This window comes from Pseudomonas sp. S2_F07 (assembly GCF_054668325.1).
Genome location: NZ_CP162758.1, coordinates 2,373,876 through 2,391,878 on the forward strand (window position 1 = coordinate 2,373,876; position 18,003 = coordinate 2,391,878).

Annotated in this window: 16 protein-coding genes; 6 read left to right on the forward strand and 10 right to left on the reverse strand. The window is 59.3% G+C overall.

The genetic code is table 11. The features are described from left to right. Window positions 1-145 precede the first annotated feature (145 nt). Window positions 146-3,040, forward strand: a complete 2,895-nt coding sequence (locus AB4O40_RS10565; protein ID WP_056728050.1) for a ribonucleoside-diphosphate reductase subunit alpha — start codon at window positions 146-148, stop codon at window positions 3,038-3,040. A 285-nt stretch (window positions 3,041-3,325) separates the two neighbouring features. Here AB4O40_RS10565 and flgE read toward each other — a convergent pair whose 3' ends face one another. The 6 genes from flgE to AB4O40_RS10595 form a co-directional block, all read right to left on the reverse strand. Then, window positions 3,326-4,657 carry a flagellar hook protein FlgE gene (flgE, locus tag AB4O40_RS10570; RefSeq protein ID WP_317850363.1) on the reverse strand — a complete coding sequence of 444 codons (1,332 nt, stop codon included), beginning with the start codon at window positions 4,655-4,657 and terminating at the stop codon, window positions 3,326-3,328. Between the two features lie 31 nt (window positions 4,658-4,688). After that, complete coding sequence (gene flgD / locus AB4O40_RS10575) at window positions 4,689-5,411, reverse strand: flagellar hook assembly protein FlgD (RefSeq protein WP_056728055.1); 723 nt, start codon at window positions 5,409-5,411, stop codon at window positions 4,689-4,691. Window positions 5,412-5,426: 15 nt separating this feature from the next. Beyond that, window positions 5,427-5,870 carry a flagellar basal body rod protein FlgC gene (gene flgC, locus AB4O40_RS10580; protein WP_007980123.1) on the reverse strand — a complete coding sequence of 148 codons (444 nt, stop codon included), beginning with the start codon at window positions 5,868-5,870 and terminating at the stop codon, window positions 5,427-5,429. 3 nt (window positions 5,871-5,873) lie between these two features. Continuing rightward, window positions 5,874-6,281 carry a flagellar basal body rod protein FlgB gene (gene flgB / locus AB4O40_RS10585; protein WP_056728058.1) on the reverse strand — a complete coding sequence of 136 codons (408 nt, stop codon included), beginning with the start codon at window positions 6,279-6,281 and terminating at the stop codon, window positions 5,874-5,876. Window positions 6,282-6,618: 337 nt separating this feature from the next. Next, window positions 6,619-7,446 carry a protein-glutamate O-methyltransferase CheR gene (gene cheR, locus AB4O40_RS10590; RefSeq protein ID WP_007980127.1) on the reverse strand — a complete coding sequence of 276 codons (828 nt, stop codon included), beginning with the start codon at window positions 7,444-7,446 and terminating at the stop codon, window positions 6,619-6,621. Window positions 7,447-7,491: 45 nt separating this feature from the next. Then, window positions 7,492-8,424 carry a chemotaxis protein CheV gene (locus AB4O40_RS10595; RefSeq protein WP_007980130.1) on the reverse strand — a complete coding sequence of 311 codons (933 nt, stop codon included), beginning with the start codon at window positions 8,422-8,424 and terminating at the stop codon, window positions 7,492-7,494. A gap of 83 nt (window positions 8,425-8,507) precedes the next feature. On the opposite strand from AB4O40_RS10595, the gene flgA reads away from it, so the two are divergent. The 4 genes from flgA (at window position 8,508) to AB4O40_RS10615 (ending at window position 11,115) form a co-directional block, all read left to right on the forward strand. After that, window positions 8,508-9,266 carry a flagellar basal body P-ring formation chaperone FlgA gene (gene flgA / locus AB4O40_RS10600; protein WP_056728063.1) on the forward strand — a complete coding sequence of 253 codons (759 nt, stop codon included), beginning with the start codon at window positions 8,508-8,510 and terminating at the stop codon, window positions 9,264-9,266. A 167-nt stretch (window positions 9,267-9,433) separates the two neighbouring features. After that, window positions 9,434-9,760, forward strand: coding sequence for a flagellar biosynthesis anti-sigma factor FlgM (flgM, locus tag AB4O40_RS10605; RefSeq protein WP_056728065.1), 327 nt, complete (start codon window positions 9,434-9,436; stop codon window positions 9,758-9,760). A gap of 48 nt (window positions 9,761-9,808) precedes the next feature. Then, window positions 9,809-10,276: a flagella synthesis protein FlgN gene (locus AB4O40_RS10610; protein ID WP_056728067.1), complete on the forward strand. Its 468-nt coding sequence runs from the start codon at window positions 9,809-9,811 to the stop codon at window positions 10,274-10,276. Between the two features lie 92 nt (window positions 10,277-10,368). Continuing rightward, on the forward strand, window positions 10,369-11,115 hold the full coding sequence (locus tag AB4O40_RS10615) for a flagellar brake protein (protein ID WP_056728070.1): 747 nt from the start codon (window positions 10,369-10,371) through the stop codon (window positions 11,113-11,115). Window positions 11,116-11,179: 64 nt separating this feature from the next. Here the strand turns inward: AB4O40_RS10615 and AB4O40_RS10620 are convergent, their stop codons facing one another. From AB4O40_RS10620 to AB4O40_RS10635, 4 genes are all read right to left on the reverse strand, one after another. Further along, window positions 11,180-12,544: an MFS transporter gene (locus AB4O40_RS10620; RefSeq protein ID WP_056728072.1), complete on the reverse strand. Its 1,365-nt coding sequence runs from the start codon at window positions 12,542-12,544 to the stop codon at window positions 11,180-11,182. Window positions 12,545-12,614: 70 nt separating this feature from the next. Further along, window positions 12,615-13,859, reverse strand: coding sequence for a glutamine synthetase family protein (locus AB4O40_RS10625; protein ID WP_177336496.1), 1,245 nt, complete (start codon window positions 13,857-13,859; stop codon window positions 12,615-12,617). Window positions 13,860-14,060: 201 nt separating this feature from the next. Continuing rightward, window positions 14,061-14,753: a sensor histidine kinase gene (locus tag AB4O40_RS10630; RefSeq protein ID WP_056728076.1), complete on the reverse strand. Its 693-nt coding sequence runs from the start codon at window positions 14,751-14,753 to the stop codon at window positions 14,061-14,063. Further along, entirely contained in the window at window positions 14,750-16,354 is a 1,605-nt protein-coding gene (locus AB4O40_RS10635; RefSeq protein WP_056728077.1) for a tetratricopeptide repeat-containing response regulator, read from the reverse strand. The genes AB4O40_RS10630 and AB4O40_RS10635 overlap by 4 nt, the downstream gene beginning before the upstream one ends. 832 nt (window positions 16,355-17,186) lie before the next feature. Here AB4O40_RS10635 and AB4O40_RS10640 point away from each other — a divergent pair. Beyond that, a complete protein-coding gene (locus AB4O40_RS10640) occupies window positions 17,187-17,900 on the forward strand; it encodes a response regulator transcription factor (RefSeq protein WP_056728079.1) in 714 nt (237 codons plus the stop codon). The last annotated feature ends 103 nt before the right edge of the window (window positions 17,901-18,003 follow it).

Here is an 18,003-nt window from a genome sequence, read left to right on the forward strand (position 1 = left end):
TTCGGCAAGGACGGCCTCATTAGCCTTTTTCCTACTGTCCCGAAGTTGTTATGCCCGGCTCTCGCCGGTTGTAGTGCTTCAGGACGGAACGGTGGGCACCGTGATGGTGCCCAAACAAACATAGAGAATGTGGAGACACCCCCCCATGCAAACCGACACAACTCGCGAGAACCCGCAGGGCACCTTGCCGCAGGCCGCCGATTCGAATTCGGATCTGTCCGCCACCGCGCCAGGTCAGCTGCGTGTGATCAAGCGTAACGGCACTGTCGTTCCCTACACCGATGACAAGATCACCGTCGCCATCACCAAAGCGTTCCTCGCAGTTGAAGGCGGCACCGCTGCTGCCTCGTCGCGAATCCACGACACCGTTGCCCGCCTGACCGAACAGGTCACCGCGACCTTCAAGCGTCGCATGCCATCGGGCGGCACTATCCACATCGAAGAAATCCAGGACCAGGTCGAACTGGCCCTGATGCGTGCCGGCGAACAGAAAGTGGCTCGCGACTACGTGATCTACCGTGACGGTCGTTCGAAAGAACGCGCTGCCCACGCACCGGCCGAAGAAGCGGTCAACGCTCACCCGTCGATCCGCATCACCCGTGCCGACGGCAGCCTGGCGCCGCTGGACATGGGTCGCCTGAACACCATCGTCACCGAAGCGTGCGAAGGCCTGGAAGAAGTCGACGGCGACCTGATCCAGCGCGAAACCCTGAAGAACCTGTACGACGGCGTGGCCCTGAACGACGTCAACACCGCCCTGGTAATGACTGCCCGTACCCTGGTTGAACGCGAGCCGAACTACTCGTTCGTGACCGCGCGCCTGCTGATGGACACCTTGCGCGGCGAAGGCCTGGGCTTCCTCGGTGTGGCCGAGAGCGCCACTCACCACGAGATGGCCGACCTGTACGCCAAAGCGCTGCCGGCCTACATCTCCAAAGGTATCGAGTTCGAACTGCTGAACCCTGTGCTGGCCTCCTTCGACCTGGAAAAACTGGGCAAGGCGATCAACCACGAGCGCGACCAGCAATTCACCTACCTGGGCCTGCAAACCCTGTACGACCGTTACTTCATCCACAAGGATGGCGTGCGTTTCGAACTGCCGCAGATCTTCTTCATGCGCGTGGCCATGGGCCTGGCGATCGAAGAGAAGCAAAAAGAAGACCGCGCGATCGAGTTCTACAACCTGCTGTCGTCATTCGACTACATGGCTTCGACCCCGACCCTGTTCAACGCCGGTACCCTGCGTCCACAGCTGTCGAGCTGCTACCTGACCACCGTGCCGGATGACCTGTCGGGCATCTACCATGCGATCCACGACAACGCCATGCTGTCGAAATTCGCTGGCGGCCTGGGCAACGACTGGACACCGGTTCGTGCGCTGGGTTCGTACATCAAGGGCACCAACGGCAAGTCCCAGGGCGTCGTGCCGTTCCTGAAAGTCGTCAACGACACCGCCGTTGCCGTTAACCAGGGTGGCAAGCGCAAAGGCGCTGTGTGTGCCTACCTGGAAACCTGGCACATGGACATCGAAGAGTTCATCGAACTGCGCAAGAACACCGGTGATGACCGTCGTCGTACCCACGACATGAACACCGCCAACTGGATCCCTGACCTGTTCATGAAGCGTGTCTTCGACGACGGCAAGTGGACCCTGTTCTCGCCATCCGAAGTACCGGACCTGCACGACCTGACCGGTAAAGCCTTCGAAGAGCGCTACGAGTACTACGAAGCCCTCACCGAGTACCCAGGCAAGGTCAAGCTGTTCAAGACCATCCAGGCCAAAGACCTGTGGCGCAAGATGCTGTCCATGCTGTTCGAAACCGGCCACCCATGGCTGACCTTCAAGGACCCGTGCAACCTGCGCAGCCCGCAGCAGCACGTGGGCGTGGTCCACAGCTCGAACCTGTGCACCGAGATCACCTTGAACACCAACAAGGACGAGATCGCCGTTTGCAACCTGGGCTCGATCAACCTGCCAAACCACATCGTCGACGGCAAGCTGGACACCGCCAAGCTGCAACGCACCGTGAACACCGCCGTGCGCATGCTCGATAACGTGATCGACATCAACTACTACTCGGTGCCGCAAGCGAAGAACTCCAACTTCAAGCACCGTCCGGTCGGCCTGGGCATCATGGGCTTCCAGGACGCTTTGTACCTGCAGCACATCCCTTACGGTTCCGACGCTGCCGTCGAGTTCGCCGACAAGTCGATGGAAGCGGTCAGCTACTACGCGATCCAGGCTTCCTGCGACCTGGCTGACGAGCGCGGCGCCTACGAGACGTTCCAGGGTTCGCTGTGGTCCAAAGGCATCCTGCCGCTGGATTCGCAACAGATCCTGATCGAGGCCCGTGGCCAGAAGTACATCGATGTCGACCTGAACGAATCCCTGGACTGGGCACCGGTTCGCGCCCGTGTACAGAAAGGCATTCGTAACTCCAACATCATGGCCATCGCACCGACCGCGACCATCGCCAACATCACCGGCGTCTCGCAGTCGATCGAACCGACCTACCAGAACCTGTATGTGAAATCGAACCTGTCGGGCGAATTCACCGTGATCAACCCGTACCTGGTTCGCGACCTGAAAGCTCGCGGCCTGTGGGACTCGGTCATGATCAACGACCTGAAGTACTACGACGGTTCGGTGCAGCAGATCGAGCGCATCCCGCAAGAACTCAAAGAGCTCTACGCGACTGCCTTCGAAGTGGACACCAAGTGGATCGTCGACGCCGCCAGCCGTCGTCAGAAGTGGATCGACCAGGCTCAGTCGCTGAACCTGTACATCGCCGGCGCATCGGGCAAGAAGCTGGACGTGACCTACCGCATGGCTTGGTACCGTGGCCTGAAAACCACTTACTACCTCCGTGCCCTGGCCGCGACCAGCACCGAGAAGTCGACCATCAACACCGGCAAGCTGAACGCTGTTTCCAGCGGCGGCAACCACGGTGACGACTCGGTTCTGGCGGCTCCTGCAGGTCCCGCTCCAGTGCCAAAGGCTTGCGCCATCGACGAGCCGGATTGCGAAGCTTGCCAATAAGCTGAGCCCGTGAGCGCCGCAAGGCGCTTACTCGAAACCCCCGATCAGCCTCTGGCGGGTCGGGGGTTTTCTTTTGCCTCGAGGAAATGGGTGACTGATCTGACGCTTTCGTCGGAACGCCGCCCGGAGCAAGCCCGCTCCCACAGGGGACCGAGTCTTTCCAGATAAACACGATCAACTGTGGGAGCGGGCTTGCCCGCGAAGAGGCCATCACATCCAGCATAAAACCTCAGGCCACAAAAAAGCCCCTCTTTCGAGGGGCTCCTTGCACAGCTCAATCCAGCATCAAGTCATCTGAATGATGGTCTGCATGATGGTGCTCTGGGTGGAGATGGTCTTGGCGTTCGCCTGGTAGTTGCTCTGTGCCTTGATCAGGTCGACCAGTTCGTTGGTCAGGTTGACGTTGGACTCTTCCAGGGAGTTGGAAACGATCGAACCCAGGGTACCGGTCTCCGGCGCATCGTAGCCCGGAATGCCCGACGCGTAGGTTTCTTTCCAGCTGGTGCCGCCTACCGGCTGCAGGCCTTGCTCGTTGGTGAAGCTGGCCAGGGAAATCTGGCCGATCGGCTTGGTCTGGTTGTTGCTGAAGTTGGCCAGCAGCACACCACTGCCATCAATGGTCAAGTTGGTGATCTGGCCCGTGGCGTAACCGTTCTGCGCCGGAATCGAACGCGCGGTGTCGGCGTTGAACTGGGTGGTGTTGGCCATGGCGATAGTCAGACCTGCAGGATCGGCTGCGGCACCGTTGGCTGTCCAGACGCCATTGGTGACACTGCCCGGGGTCCAGTTGGTGATTTTCAGGTCACTGCTGATCACCGAAGTCGGTGGCGTGGTTGGCGGCGTCACTGGCGTGCTCACCGAGGTCAGTTTACCGGTGGAGTCGAACGACATGGTCGAAGCGATCGGATCAGTGACGGTTGGATCACTGCCATCGGGATTGCGGCCATCGATCAGGGTGTAGGTGTCCCAGGTGTTCGCGCCAGTCTTGACCATGTATTGATCCATGGTGTGCTGGTTACCCTGCGTATCGTAGATCGGAGTACTGAACGACTTGGTAAAGGTCTCGGTCTTGGACGGGTCGAACTTGTTCGCCGCAACCGTCTGGTCGATCACCGCCGAGGTGGAGTTCAGGTTGATCGTCGACGACACGGTGCTGGTGGACTTCGGCGCCAGGTTGGAGGTGTCGATCCGCAGGTCGGTCAGCACGCCATTGACGATCTTGCCGTTGGAGTCCACGCCGTAACCTTGCAGACGGGCAGTGCCGTCGCTGTTGGTGACGTAGCCTTCCTTATCGGTCTTGAACGTACCGGCACGGCTGTAGGTCAACGAACCGTTGTTGCTCAGTACGAAGAAACCGTTGCCCTGGATACCCATGTCGAGCACGTTGCCGGTGTTGCTCACGTCGCCCTGGCCGAACTGCTGGGAAACGTTAGCCAGGCGCACGCCGTTGCCGACGGTCTTGCTGCCGGTGCCCAGGCGGGTCGCCGAGTACACGTCTTCGAATTCTGCACGGGACGATTTGAAACCGGTGGTCGCGACGTTGGCGATGTTGTTGCCGGTCACGTCCAGTTGTTTGTTGGCTGCATAGAGACCGCTAAGGCCGATATTAAAAGACATCATCCACTCCTTTATGCCGTGTTAGTCGGCTCTACATACCAATGGTTTGTACTTTGGACAGGGCAATGCTGCCCAGCCCGGCCAGATTGAGCATCAACTCACCACCGGTCTGGCTGATGGTCACACTGTTGACGGTCGCCGGCAGATTAGTGATCAACGCGACGGACTTGCCATCGATGGTGGTCGTGGCACCGAAGGTGTAGGTGCCAGCGGCTACCGTCTCACCCGCATCGTTCTTGCCATCCCAGATGAAGCTGGCGTTGCCGGCTTTCTGCGAACCGAGGTCGATGGTGCGCACGGTCTTGCCGGCCGAGTCGGTGATCTTCAGGGTGGCGGACGCCACTGAAGACGGCACGACTACCGTGCCGCTGAGGCTCTTGGTGGTATCGACTACGGCCTTGTCGCCCGGAGCGATGACCGAACGGCCCACCAGCGACGACGCCTGCAGGGCCTGGGACGAGTTGTAGTTGCTGGCCAGGCCGGTCACCGTATCGTTGAGCGTGGTGATGCCTTCCAGGCTGCTGAATTGCGCCAACTGAGCGACAAACTCGCCGTTGTCCTGGGGTTCCAGCGGGTTCTGGTTTTTCAACTGCGTAACCAGCAACTGCAGGAACGCATCCTTGCCCAGGGCCTTGCTGCCCGTGGCGCTGCCGGTGGCCGACGCGAGGCCGTCAGTCGTGGTGGTGGTCTTGATCGAAGAGTTGGCCAGGATGTCGTTGAGGCTCAAACCACTGGTGGAATCGGTAACACTCATCTGAGTCGCCCCTTATCACTGACCGAGGGTCAGGACCTTCTGCATCATGGTTTTGGCGGTGTTCATCATTTCGGCGTTGGTCTGGAACGAACGGCTCGCGGAAATCATGTCGGCCATTTCCTCCACCACGTTGACGTTCGGGTAGTAGACGTAACCCTTGGCATCGGCCGCCGGATGATTCGGCTCGTAGCGCGCCTCGAGGTTGCTCTGGTCTTCAACTACACCCAGCACCTGAACACCCTGACCGGCGGCGTCCTGGCTCTGGAACAACGAATCGCTGCCGCCGCTCTGCCCGCCCTGGAACATGGTGGCGAATACCGGGTGACGCGCACGGTAGGTCTGGTCGATGCTCGACGAGACGGTCTCGGCGTTGGCAATGTTCGAAGCGACGGTGTTCAAACGCGTGGTCTGCGCACTCATGCCGCTACCGGCAATGTTGAAAACACTGGATAGAGACATGGCTTACTCTCCGCGCAGGGCTGACACCAGCCCTTTGAATTTGCTGTTGAGCAGGGTGAAGCTGGCCTGGAAACCGATCGCGTTTTCCGCGTACGCTGATTGTTCAAGCTGGGCGTCCACGGTGTTCTGGTCGATCGACGGTTGCATCGGCGTGCGATACAGCAACGACTCGTCGCCATTGCCCAGGCCCTCAGCTTCGATATGACGGTTGTTGGTCATGTTCAAGGCGAAGGTGCCGCCTTTGGTTTTCTCGTTCTGCTCGGCGAGCACTTTCGAGAAGTCCAGATCCCGAGCCTTGTAGTTCGGGGTATCGGCGTTGGTGATGTTGTTGGCCAGGACTTCGGCACGCTGGGCGCGGAAGCCCAGGGCTTGTTCGTGGATACCGAGCGCTTTATCGAAGCTGATGCTCATGTCGGGAAACCTTCGGGTGACCTGATTTTTCGTAGGATCAACTTAGCAAGCCCCATGCCAATTCAAAAAAACCCGGAAACCGGGGCTTTGCCGGCCATGGCAACGCGGCAATGCCAGAAAAGCGGCAACGGTTTTCCGCCGGATGCCGCTTTTCTGCCGCTTGTCCTACGCACACTCCCCCCTGTAGGAGCTGCCGAAGGCTGCGATCTTTTGATTTTGCTTTTCAAGATCAAGATCAAAAGATCGCAGCCTGCGACAGCTCCTACGTGATGCAAAAGCGCCGCGCATAAAAAAGGAGTCCCGGAGGACTCCCATTTTTATGCGCGGCGCTTTTGCATCACTTCGCCTGGTAAATGATCCCCGGGCTGCACTGGACCATCTGGTAATGATCCGGCAAACCGTTCAGCGCTTCGGAAGCACCGAGGAACAGGTAACCGCCCGGCTTCAACGTGCTGTGGATGCGCAACAGGATGTCCTTCTTCACCTCGGCGGAAAAGTAGATCAGTACGTTGCGGCAGAACACGATGTCGAACTTGCCGAGGCTCGCGTAGCTGTCCAGCAGGTTGAATGAACGGAACTCCACACGGCTTTTGATAGGCGCCTTGATCGCCCAGCGCCCCGGCCCTTTCGGGTCAAAATAACGCTGCAGGCGCTCGGGCGAAAGACCGCGGCCGATGGCCAGGCTATCGTACTCGCCGGTCTTGCAGTTGTTCAGCATGGTACCGGACAGGTCGGTGGCAACAATCTGCACGCCCATCCGCAACTGGCCCATGTTGACCCGCTCGAATTCGTCGATGGACATCGACAGCGAATACGGCTCCTGGCCCGACGAGCACGCCGCCGACCAGATGCGCAGGCGCTGGCCGGGACTGGCCTTGATCGCTTCGGGCAGTACCTTGTTCTTCAAGACTTCAAACGGGTAGGTGTCACGAAACCACAGGGTTTCGTTGGTGGTCATGGCGTCCACCACCTGCTCGCGCAAACCGCTGCGCGGCTGGGTCTGCATGCGCTGAACCAGTTCGCCCAAAGACTTGATGCCTTGCTGTTCCATCAGTTTGTTGAGACGGCTGGAGACCAGGTACTGCTTGTTTTCACCGAGCAAAATGCCACAGGCTTTTTCCAGGAATACCCGGAACTGTTCGAAATCCAAATTACCCGTAGACAATGATGCCGCCTCTTAAATCGTGTTGACTGCCAGGGGCACGGGCCTCTAGCTGATATCTGCTGCCTTGATCCGGTCGACTACCCGGGATGCCAGGTCATCAGGACGGAATTTGGCCAGGAAGTCATCGGCACCGACCTTCTTGACCATCGCCTGATTGAATACCCCCGACAACGAAGTATGCAGGATGATATGAAGCTTTTGCATGCGCGGGTCGTTGCGGATTTCCGCCGTCAGCGTGTACCCGTCCATCTCCGGCATCTCGATGTCGGAGATCATCATCAGGAACTCTTCTTCCGGCTTCTTGCCCTCGTCGACCAGTTTGCGCAGGTAGTCCAGCGCTTGCCGACCGTCGTTCAACGCCACCACTTCGACGCCGACCGTTTGCAGGCAACGCGTGACCTGCTTGCGCGCCACCGACGAGTCGTCGACCGTCAGCACGCGCAACGAAAGCGCCTTGTGCTGGGTTTCGACATCCACCACACCAACGGAAATCGCTTCCGGCGTCGGAGCCACTTCCGCCAGCACCTTTTCGACGTCGATGATTTCGACCAACTGATTGTCGACCCGCGTCACCGCCGTCAGGTAGTGATCGCGCCCGGTGCCCTTGGGCGGCGGATGGATCTCCTCCCAGTTCATGTTGACGATGCGCTCCACCGAACGGACCAGGAACCCCTGGGTCTTGGTGTTGTACTCCGTGATGATCACGAAGGGGTTGTTCTTGTCCTTCAACGCGCCGGAGCCGGTCGCCATCGCCAGATCAAGGATCGGAATGGTCGCCCCCCGGATGTTCGCCACGCCGCACACGACAGGACTGGATTTGGGCATCAGCGTCAGTTTGGGGCATTGCAGCACCTCCCTAACCTTGAACACGTTGATCCCGTACAGTTGCTGGCCGTCGAGACGGAACAACAACAGCTCAAGGCGATTCTGCCCCACCAGTTGCGTGCGCTGGTTTACCGAATCCATTACACCAGCCATGCCCAGACTCCTACACCAACGCCAAGTGTTGTTGCGACGCGCCTTCATCACTAAACGGCACGGCGCTTGCTTTTTTAATCGTTATGAACACAGAACCGACATTTTTTCGACGCCTGACCACACCCTACCGCAAATTGCCCGGCGTGCTGGCGGCTGTTTGCCTGTTCAACGCTGGCAGCCCTGCCCTTGCTGACGCGGTTACCTTGCCTGACATGCTTATCGGCGTCACTCAGGGCTTTCTTGAATTCACCGTAGAAGACTATCTGGCTACCAGTCAAACGGAAGGTCGCTACGAGATCCAGGTCAACCCGCTCGATCCGCGCATGCACATGCCCATGTGCGACAAGGAATTGACAGCAACGCTCGAGAGTCCCAAGCCGCTGGGACGGGTCACGGTCAAGGTTCGCTGCGAGGGTACTTCCCCCTGGACAGTGTTCGTACCCGCTCAAGTCCGCCTGTTTCGCGAGGTCGTGACCAGCGCCCGGCCACTGCGCCGCGCCGCCATTGTCGAACCTGGAGACGTGATCCTGCGCGAGCGCGATATCAGCCTCATCAGCCAGGGCTACCTGACCTCCCTCGATCAGGCGATCGGCCAGCGACTGACCCGACCAATGGTCGCCGACCAGGTAATTACCCTGGTGAACATCGAGCAGGCCGAAGTCATTCGCAAGGGCGATCAAGTGGTGATAACCGCCCGCAGCGGCACCCTCAGCGTGCGCATGCCGGGCGAAGCGCTGTCAAACGGCAGCCTGAGCGAGCAAATCCGGGTGAAAAACCTCAACTCCCAACGAGTCATCAAGGCGCAGGTCATGGCACCGGGGCAGGTGGAAGTGTCCATGTAAGGCGCTCTGTTCATCTGAATGTGGCGCTTGCCGCGGCTGTTCCCTAGACTGTGCTCCATGCAGGGCAAGCGCTGACGCGCGCAAGGTTCATTGATAAATGAGCCTAAAGTTTTCCAGGGAATGGCCGAAACCATGGCAAGCGTCCAAATTCCCAGAGGTTTTTTATCATGGTCATCGATTTCAGCCGTTTGAACAGCTCCTCGTCCCTGACGGGCAGTACACGTACCAGCGCCAGCAAGGAAAGCGCCGAAGCCGGCAAATCCGCGCCGCTGGAGTCCGCGGCCGAACAGGCCGGCACCGTCAAAAGCGGGGAATCGGTACATCTCAGCAATGAGGCTCAACAGTTGCAGAAGGTCACTGACAAGCTGCGCGATCAGCCTGCCGTCGACAACGCCCGCGTGGCCGAGTTGAAAGCAGCGATTGCCGATGGCAGCTATAAAGTCGACAGCAACCGTGTAGCCAGCAAACTGCTCAACTTCGAAGCCCAGCGCTAGGCCACCGCCGGCGCCAGGCTTTTGGACGCTTAAAACCCAAGGCCAGCCATGCACGACACTCATCTACTGCAACTGATCACCGACGACTTTGCCCCAGCGCAACACCTGCTGGAGTTACTGCAGACCGAATCCCTCGCATTGCATGGCCGCGACATGCCATTGCTCGAGAACATCCTGGCGCAGAAACAGGCGTTGATCGTTTTGCTCGAACAGCATGGCCGCAAGCGCAGTGAAATCCTCGCCAGCCTCAACCTGCCGACCAACCGCAGCGGCCTTGAGCAATTGGCCGGCCAGTCGAGCATTGGCGAGCAGTTGCTGGCGCAAAGTGACGTGCTGACCGATCTCCTGGCCCAGTGCCAGGCCATCAACGCCAACAACGGCCAGTCGATCCTCACTCAGCAGGCCGCTACAGCCACCCAGCTGAAAATCCTCACCGGCGGTGAAACCCCGGCGCTTTACGATGCCAGCGGAACATTCTCCAAGCTTGCCAAGCCACGCCCGCTCAGTCAGGCATGAAGCGGTCAACGCCCTCGCTCTATCAAGACGCGCAACATACTGGCAAACTGCTAGTCTGCCGTAGTCAAATTTTGTCTGGAGATTGATTAACCGTGTCCAATGCCTTATCCGTGGATGATGCTCCGCAGCCACCCAAGGTGCTCTCCACGCCCTTGGAAATCTCCAGCAACCTGCGCCAGCTGCTCGAAAGCCATGACCCGCTGATCATCACGTTCCATGAGCGCAGCCAGCGCTTCCAGAGCTACCTGGTGGACCTGGACCGTGACAGCAACATGATTGCCCTGGACGAAATGATTCCCCGTGATGGCGAGCGTTACCTGCTGGCGGGCGAGCCGTTCAGGGTCGAAGGCTTCCACGAAGGCGTACGCATTGCCTGGGAAAGCAACGGCCAGTTGAAAATCGACGAATCCGGTGGCAGCCGCTGCTACCGCGGCCCCCTGCCCCATGAAGTGGTGTACCACCAGCGCCGCAATGCGTTCCGCGCCGCGCTGAAGCTGGCACAGCTGGTCAACGTCAACCTGGACGGCGAAAAGCTCAAGGCGCCGATCAGCGGCAAGCTGCTGGATATTTCCGCTACCGGCTGCAAACTGCGCTTCGACGGCGACATCACCGGCAGCCTGCAACTGGGTCAGGTCTACGACCGTTTCAACGCCGACCTGCCCTTCGGCAAGATGACCGCACCGGTCGAGTTGCGTTATCTGCACTTCGAAGAAAGGATTTCCACCACCTTCGCCGGCGTTCGCTTTCACAACATGAGCGGGCTGGTGCAGCGTCAGGTCGAACGCTTTGTCTACCAGTTGCAACGCGAAGCACGCCGCTTCGACAAAGACGACATGTGATAGAGCGCCAACAAGAAAACGGGCAGTCCCTTGCGGTGACTGCCCGTTTTTTTGTGCCCCGGTATTAAGGCCTGGCTTCGGTAAAGCTTTGCTCGCGGCCGGAGTCAGGGTCTTCTGGCGGCTGATCGGATTCAGGTCCTGATTCGGCTGGCGGTTCCGGATTCACCGGATTGCACATCTGGTCCTGCACCACCTGTTCATCGACCCGCGGATCCAGCGCAGCCACCAGCGGCGAACTGGACATACTGTCCGGCATTGCCACGTGGTGCAACGGTGCATCGTCCACCTGATGCAGGTTGGTCACGGCTTTCGGCCGGATCCGCCAGACCAGCACCAACGCAAAGAACGTGAAGAATGCATACAGGCTCTGGCTGCCGAACAGCTTCATCAGCACCCCGGCTGCCAGCGGCCCGATACTGGCACCGACACCGTAGGTCACCAGCAGCATCGCCGTCAGCGACACCCGGCGATCCCCCTCGACATGGTCATTGGAGAACGCCACCGCCAGCGGGTACAGGCAGAACTGCACCAGCGAGCACAGGAAGCCGACGGCGAACAACACCTCCAGCGGCACCTTGGGCAAGATCGCCAGCGGTAACGCCGCGACCGCCAGGAACATGGCAAAACAGCGGATCAGCAAGGCCCGGTCATAACGGTCGGATAACCAGCCCAGCGGCCACTGCACCAACAGCCCGGCAAAAATGCAGCTACCCATGAACAGACCGACCTGCTCGGTGGTCAGCCCCTGTTGAGAGGCATACAACGGCGCAAGACCATAGAACGAACCGATGATCAGCCCTGCGCCCAATACCGTACTCAAGGACTGTGGCACACGCTTGATAAAGAAGCGCGGCTCCATCGGTGCCGGGTGCAAAGGTGCCGGGTGAATGCGCCGGGTCAGGGCCACGGGTACCAGGCACAGCGCGAAGCACAGGGCGACCAACATCAGCAATTCAAGCCCCAGCCCTGGGTGCATGACCAGAATCAACTGCCCCAGCACCAACCCCAGGTACGAAGCGATCATGTATCCGCTGAAGACCATGCCGCGCTGATTGGCATCGGCCTGTTCATTGAGCCAGCTCTCGATCACCATGTACTGGCACATCATGCCGAGGCCGACGATCACCCGCAAAAACAGCCAGGCCGGCAACCAGTCCACCAGGCCATGGCCGAGCACCGCCGCGCCAACGATCCCGGCACACGCCGAATAGGCCCGGATATGCCCGACCCGGGCAATCAACCGGTGACCGATCTTGCCTCCCAGCACCAGGCCGAAATAGTTGGCAGCCATCAGCGCACCGACCCACAGACTGTCGACATGGTCGGCAGCCAGGCGCAACGCCAGGTAAGTACTCAACAGGCCCGAGCCGATCAACATCATCAGCGAGGCGAAATACAGCGCTCGAAAGGATTTCCAGATTTGGCGCATCGGCGTTCCGAGCGGCTCCTTGCAGTGAGAATCGGCTATCGCTAAACGATAGCCGGATGTCGACGGGACGTCAGGCCTGGGTTGCTAAAACACGCCTTTCCCAGGGAGTAATTTCATCATGGAAACTGGTCAGTTCCAGGGTCTTCGAAGCGATGTAGCCTTCGATGAATTCCGTGCCGAACAGTTCCTTGGCCAACTGGCTACGTTTCAGACGCTCAAGCGCCGCATGCAAGGTACACGGCAACGAAAGATTATCCGGCACGTCGAACTCACCCTGGATCGGCGCGCTCGGCTCCAATGCCTTCTCGATGCCATGCAACCCCGCCGCCAGGCTTGCGGCAATCGCCAGGTACGGGTTGGCATCGGCCCCCGGCAAGCGGTTCTCGACCCGACGGGCCACCGGCAAACTGGCCGGAATGCGCAAGCCCGCCGCCCGGTTGTCGTGGGACCAGCAGGCATTATTCGGTGAGGCGTAAGGGTGGCACAAGCGCTGATAGGAGTTCACGTTCGGCGCAAACAACGCGGTGAAATCGGCCATGCACGTTTGCTGACCGGCAATGAAGTGGCGGAAAGTGGCCGTCTCCTGGCCCGCCTCGTCGCTGAACACATTACGTCCCGAATCGATCTCGACCACGCTCTGGTGGATATGCATCGAACTGCCCGGCGTATGCGCCAACGGCTTGGCCATGCACACCACGCTCAGGCCGTGCTTGAGGGCCACTTCCTTGAGCAGGTGCTTGAACAGGAACGTCTGGTCGGCCAGCAACAGCGGATCACCGTGCAGCAGATTGATCTCGAACTGGCTGACGCCCATTTCGTGCATGAAGGTATCGCGGGGCAACCCCAGGGCCGCCATGCACTCGTAGACTTCATTGAAGAACGGCCGCAAGCCGTTGTTGGAACTGACGCTGAACGCCGACTGACCGTCTTCGCGGCGACCGTCCAGCCCCAGTGGCGGTTGAAAAGCCAGGGTCGGATCGGTGTTGGGGGCGAAGACAAAAAACTCGAGCTCGGTCGCCACCACAGGTGCCAGGCCGCGAGCCGCGTAACGGGCAATCACCGCCTTGAGCTGGCCACGGGTCGACAGATTGGAGCTGGTGGTGGTGCCCAGTTCATCCGCATCGCAAATGGCCAAGGCCCGCGGTGGATGGCTCCAGGGCAAGCGGTGGATTTGTGCAGGGTCCGGGATCAACGCGAGGTCGCCATCGTCGCTGCCGTAAAACCGCGCCGGCGGATATCCGCCCATGATGCATTGCAGCAGCACACCCCGCGCCATCTGCAAACGTCGACCGTCGAGAAAACCCTCGGCGGTCATCACTTTGCCCCGTGGAACGCCATTCAAATCCGGCGTGACACATTCAACTTGATCAATGCCCGTCAATCGCTGCGCGAGTGAACTCAGGCCAACGGTCGTCATGACGCTATCCTTGTTATTGTGCGGGCCGCGAACGGCGACCGTACAAAATAGGCTCCACGTGTTCGGAATTTCAAGCAGCGTCGAAAAATATGCTGCCGGTCAGGGCAGGTAAAGGCGAAACACTCCACCGCCCAACGGCCCGCCATTGCTGATTTCTGTACGCCCACCCACGCCGTTGCGTTGATGCAGCGCGGCAATTCGCCCGGCAAAGTACAGGCCCAGCCCGGTGCTGCCGGTGCTTTGATTGATCCCCTGCACGTAATCGGCCTGACGCTCGATCATCTGCGCCGGATACCCCTCGCCATCGTCATTGATGGTCAACACCAGTTGCCCGGCATCGTCGCTGACGCTGATCAGAACGGCATGCCGTGCAAAGCGAATGGCGTTGTTGATGCAGTTGGCCAATACCGACGCGATCAACTCACGATCGAAGAAACCCAGAGGGCTCAGCGGGTCCACTTCATAGGTGGCCATGATGCCGCGGCTGGCGAACACCTCCTGATGACAGGCCAGTTGAGCTTCGATGAAGTCGTCCAGTTCATGGTAGGCCGGTTGCAATGGCATCTGGTTGACGCCGAGCTTGTACAGCCCCAACAACTGCACCAGCATGCCGTTGAGGTGGGCGAATTCGAAGTCCATCACGCCCTGCTCCGGCGCTTGCCGCGCCGACTCCGGCAATTGCCCCAGCCACTGGCTGTGAGCCTGCATCAGCATGGCCAGCGAGTTCTTCATGTCGTGCACGGTAGAGGCGATCACCGTGGAGAAATCCAGTGCCTGCTCGTTGTCATTCATTGGCCAAGCGCCTTGCTTTTCAGCTTCTGGTAACGCGGATAACGCGCGTCGGTGTCGGGCATCAGGCCGACCATTTTCAGACAGGTCCGACACTCCTCCAGCTCCGCCGAAGGAACGCTGGTATCGGTGCCATGCAGCAATGACTGCGCCATGTTCAGGGCGATACTGATGTTCTTCGGTTGCATCGCCAGGGCCTTGCGGAATACCTGCCGGGCCTCCACCAGATTGCCGGTCTTGTACACGCGCACGCCCTGACGGTTGAGTTCCGCGGCGGCGTTGCCGGAATTGAGGATGCTCGGGTCGTCGGTCTGCTTGGCGATGTCCTTCATGACCACCGGATCGTCGCCGTAGATTTCCACGCAGTTTTTCAGCATCGCGGTGCCGGCTTCGGTCTGCCCGAGCAGTTTCAGCTGCTTGGCCACCAGCAAGGCCGCTTCGGCGCTCATGAATTGCTCCATGCCGTCCAGACGCAACAAGGCTTGTTCGGTGAGCTTGTCGGCCGTCTCTGCATCGTTGAGCAACAGGCTAGTGGCCTTCATCAGGCGCGCCCGGATTTGCAGGCCCGGATCGGAGGGGTTCTCCTTGGCCACGGCACTCAATGTGGTGTTGATTTCCAGGCGGGTCCGCGTGTCCAGGCCCCGTTCGCTGCCCTTGCTGATCAACGCATGGGCCAGGCCGAGGTTGCTTTCAGCATCCTTGAACCGTGACTGCGCGCCCTGGCTCACTGCCTGGCGATAGGCCTTGGCCGCCGTGTCGAAGTCCTCGTTGGTCATCGCCAGCTTGCCGAGCAATGCCTGGCGACGCACCGCCAGCGGCGACAGGCGAATCGCCTCTTCCAGGACGCGCTGCGCACCCTTGGTATCCCCTTCGGCGACCAGTACATCCGCCATGCCGTCATACAGCGACGGCATCATCGGGAAGACTTTCAGGGCTTTTTCATAAATGCCCTTGGCCTGCCCGACCTGGCCACGCTTGAACAACAACTTGCCCAACCCGGCAAACGCCCATGGCAACGGGCGGTCGGCGATGATGCTGTCGTAGAGACGCTCCAGCGCTTCGTTCTGATTCAGGTCGCGCAGGGCATCGGCGCGAAAGCGCAGGCACAGTGGCGAATAGCGGATGTCTTGTTTGCACAGGGCGATACAGGCGTTGAGCACCTCCATCGGCTTACCGCGGTCGAGGGCCTGAAGGATCGGCTTGAGCAGGGTCTTGCGTTGCTCCAGGCGCTCCAGGCGCTGGGCCAGGCTGGAACGGTTGAACGGCTTGGTCAGGTAGGCATCGGGCTCATGCTCCAGCGCACTGAGCACCATGGCCTGGCTGGTTTCGGCGGTGACCATGACGAACACCGATTCATGGCTGATCAGCTTTTCTTCCATCAGGTCTTCGAGCACCTGCTGGCCGTTCTTCTTGCCGTCACCCAGGTGAAAGTCCTGCAAGATGAAATCGTAGGCTTTCTGCGAGCACATTTTCAGCGCCTGCTCGCCGGTATCGGCAGTGTCCACTTCCTTGACGCCCAGTTCACGCAGCATCGACCTGACCGAACTGCGGAAGTCCGAGAAATCATCGACGATCAGAAAACGCTTTTGGTGATACGACAGCATCGAAGATTTCCAGGCAATTTAAGAAGAAGAACCCAAAGGCAAATACACGGACGGACTCAGCTTCGCAGCCCCTGTTTTGGCGCGCAGATGATAGCTGGTAGCCCTTAGCCATCAACACACTTTCTCATCGCCAATCAGCATATGCATCGACCGAAAGAGACGAAGAGGCTCTTGACTGCCCATGTTATCGGCCAGCCATGGCATTCCCTTGAGAGCCTTCCCCAACGCTCAATCTGAATATGCGAAGGCGTTACTGAAAACGAGACCTCGTGCACAAAAAAAGGTGGCTAACCAGCCAGATATCGCCGACAAATTGACTAAGTCGATATTAGCGCTCCCAAGTTAACGCCACTCGTCGATTAATTGACGATCATGATGTGGATCCGACCTTGGCCACTGGCCATCTATGGCAGGCCTAATACCTTGATTTTCGAGGGTTACTCCCCGTCTCGAGAACATCGGTCAGGCCTGTCCGCACCGGGACTGGATCGAGCACTGACGGATGGGTAGGTTGGAAGCGCTCCGAGCTGACCTAGAATCAGTTGAGAGGCGGGAGGGAGCACATCATCATGTGTAAACCACTGATAATTATTCGTATTGATCTTCTCTCCCGGGCTTTGACTGCCTTCTGGAAACGTTCGCCCCACGTGCCAGTGCTGTTGATGGAAATGGTCCCGGGGTCGATGGTTGCCAATGCCTGGGAGGGCTTCATTACGGCCTCCCTGCGTTCAATTCCGTCCTTCAATCGCACCGCCCAAGTGGGCAAGTTTCTGCCTCGCAAAGTCCTGCGGGGGGAGGCCTTCACTGGTTTTTCAAGAGGGTCAGGAAGATCATGACTGACCAAAGAGAGTCAATTGGCGTGATGTTGATCGATTGTCGTCCCCTCGTACTCATGGGCCTTCACGATTTGATCAATGCCAGAAAACCCCGGATGGAAGTGACAGCGCAAGCCACCACTTATACCCAGGCGCTGGATCTTGCCGATCAGCTGCGGCCCGATGTGATTTTTTTCAGTTTCTTTCCGGATGCGCTGAATCCTCTGGATGTCGTCGCGGGACTCACCCGTAGCGCCGAAATGAAAGTGCTGCTGCTCAAGGGCCTGTATGAAGTTGTCCCCGCTGCCCAGGCGATAGAGGCTGGCGCTCGCGGCATCGTGCTGGCGGAAGACCCGACGGAATCAATTATCCAGGCCATCCTCAAGGTCCACCATAGCGACTTCGCAATGGATAGAGCTTGGGCTGGCGGCCTTTCCGGTTATGCCGCGACCGGGCAAATACCCATAAAATGCAATCTGGAGCGGGCAAAACAGGCGCGGTTGACGCTGCGCGAGAGAGAACTGATTCGCGCCATCGTGGGCGAACCGTCCGCCAAATACGTGAGCATCGCCGGGCGCCTGGGGATCAGCGAGCACACCGTGCACAACCACCTCAGCAACATCTATCAAAAGCTTAATCTCATCAACCGCATCGACTTGCTGATGTATGCGCTGAAACACGGGCTCACCAACGAAGCACCGACCGAGTCCGCCTGGGTGGAACTGGAATGAGTTTCAAGTCGATACAAAACGGTCTGCCCCCCACTTTCAGGGAGTAGACCGTCACCGTTTTGCCGTCCTTGTCGGTATCCCGGGACAGAGTGCCCCGCAATAC

What these genes read in the sequence shown, in the direction of transcription:
- flgC (WP_007980123.1), bottom strand. Translation starts at nt 5,870, where the DNA reads ATGTCTCTATCCAGTGTTTTCAACATTGCCGGTAGCGGCATGAGTGCG.
- AB4O40_RS10640 (WP_056728079.1), top strand. Translation starts at nt 17,187, where the DNA reads ATGACTGACCAAAGAGAGTCAATTGGCGTGATGTTGATCGATTGTCGT.
- AB4O40_RS10595 (WP_007980130.1), bottom strand. Translation starts at nt 8,424, where the DNA reads ATGGCTGGTGTAATGGATTCGGTAAACCAGCGCACGCAACTGGTGGGG.
- AB4O40_RS10635 (WP_056728077.1), bottom strand. Translation starts at nt 16,354, where the DNA reads ATGCTGTCGTATCACCAAAAGCGTTTTCTGATCGTCGATGATTTCTCG.
- AB4O40_RS10610 (WP_056728067.1), top strand. Translation starts at nt 9,809, where the DNA reads ATGCACGACACTCATCTACTGCAACTGATCACCGACGACTTTGCCCCA.
- AB4O40_RS10565 (WP_056728050.1), top strand. Translation starts at nt 146, where the DNA reads ATGCAAACCGACACAACTCGCGAGAACCCGCAGGGCACCTTGCCGCAG.
- AB4O40_RS10625 (WP_177336496.1), bottom strand. Translation starts at nt 13,859, where the DNA reads ATGACCGCCGAGGGTTTTCTCGACGGTCGACGTTTGCAGATGGCGCGG.
- AB4O40_RS10630 (WP_056728076.1), bottom strand. Translation starts at nt 14,753, where the DNA reads ATGAATGACAACGAGCAGGCACTGGATTTCTCCACGGTGATCGCCTCT.
- flgE (WP_317850363.1), bottom strand. Translation starts at nt 4,657, where the DNA reads ATGTCTTTTAATATCGGCCTTAGCGGTCTCTATGCAGCCAACAAACAA.
- flgD (WP_056728055.1), bottom strand. Translation starts at nt 5,411, where the DNA reads ATGAGTGTTACCGATTCCACCAGTGGTTTGAGCCTCAACGACATCCTG.
- flgB (WP_056728058.1), bottom strand. Translation starts at nt 6,281, where the DNA reads ATGAGCATCAGCTTCGATAAAGCGCTCGGTATCCACGAACAAGCCCTG.
- flgM (WP_056728065.1), top strand. Translation starts at nt 9,434, where the DNA reads ATGGTCATCGATTTCAGCCGTTTGAACAGCTCCTCGTCCCTGACGGGC.
- flgA (WP_056728063.1), top strand. Translation starts at nt 8,508, where the DNA reads ATGAACACAGAACCGACATTTTTTCGACGCCTGACCACACCCTACCGC.
- AB4O40_RS10620 (WP_056728072.1), bottom strand. Translation starts at nt 12,544, where the DNA reads ATGCGCCAAATCTGGAAATCCTTTCGAGCGCTGTATTTCGCCTCGCTG.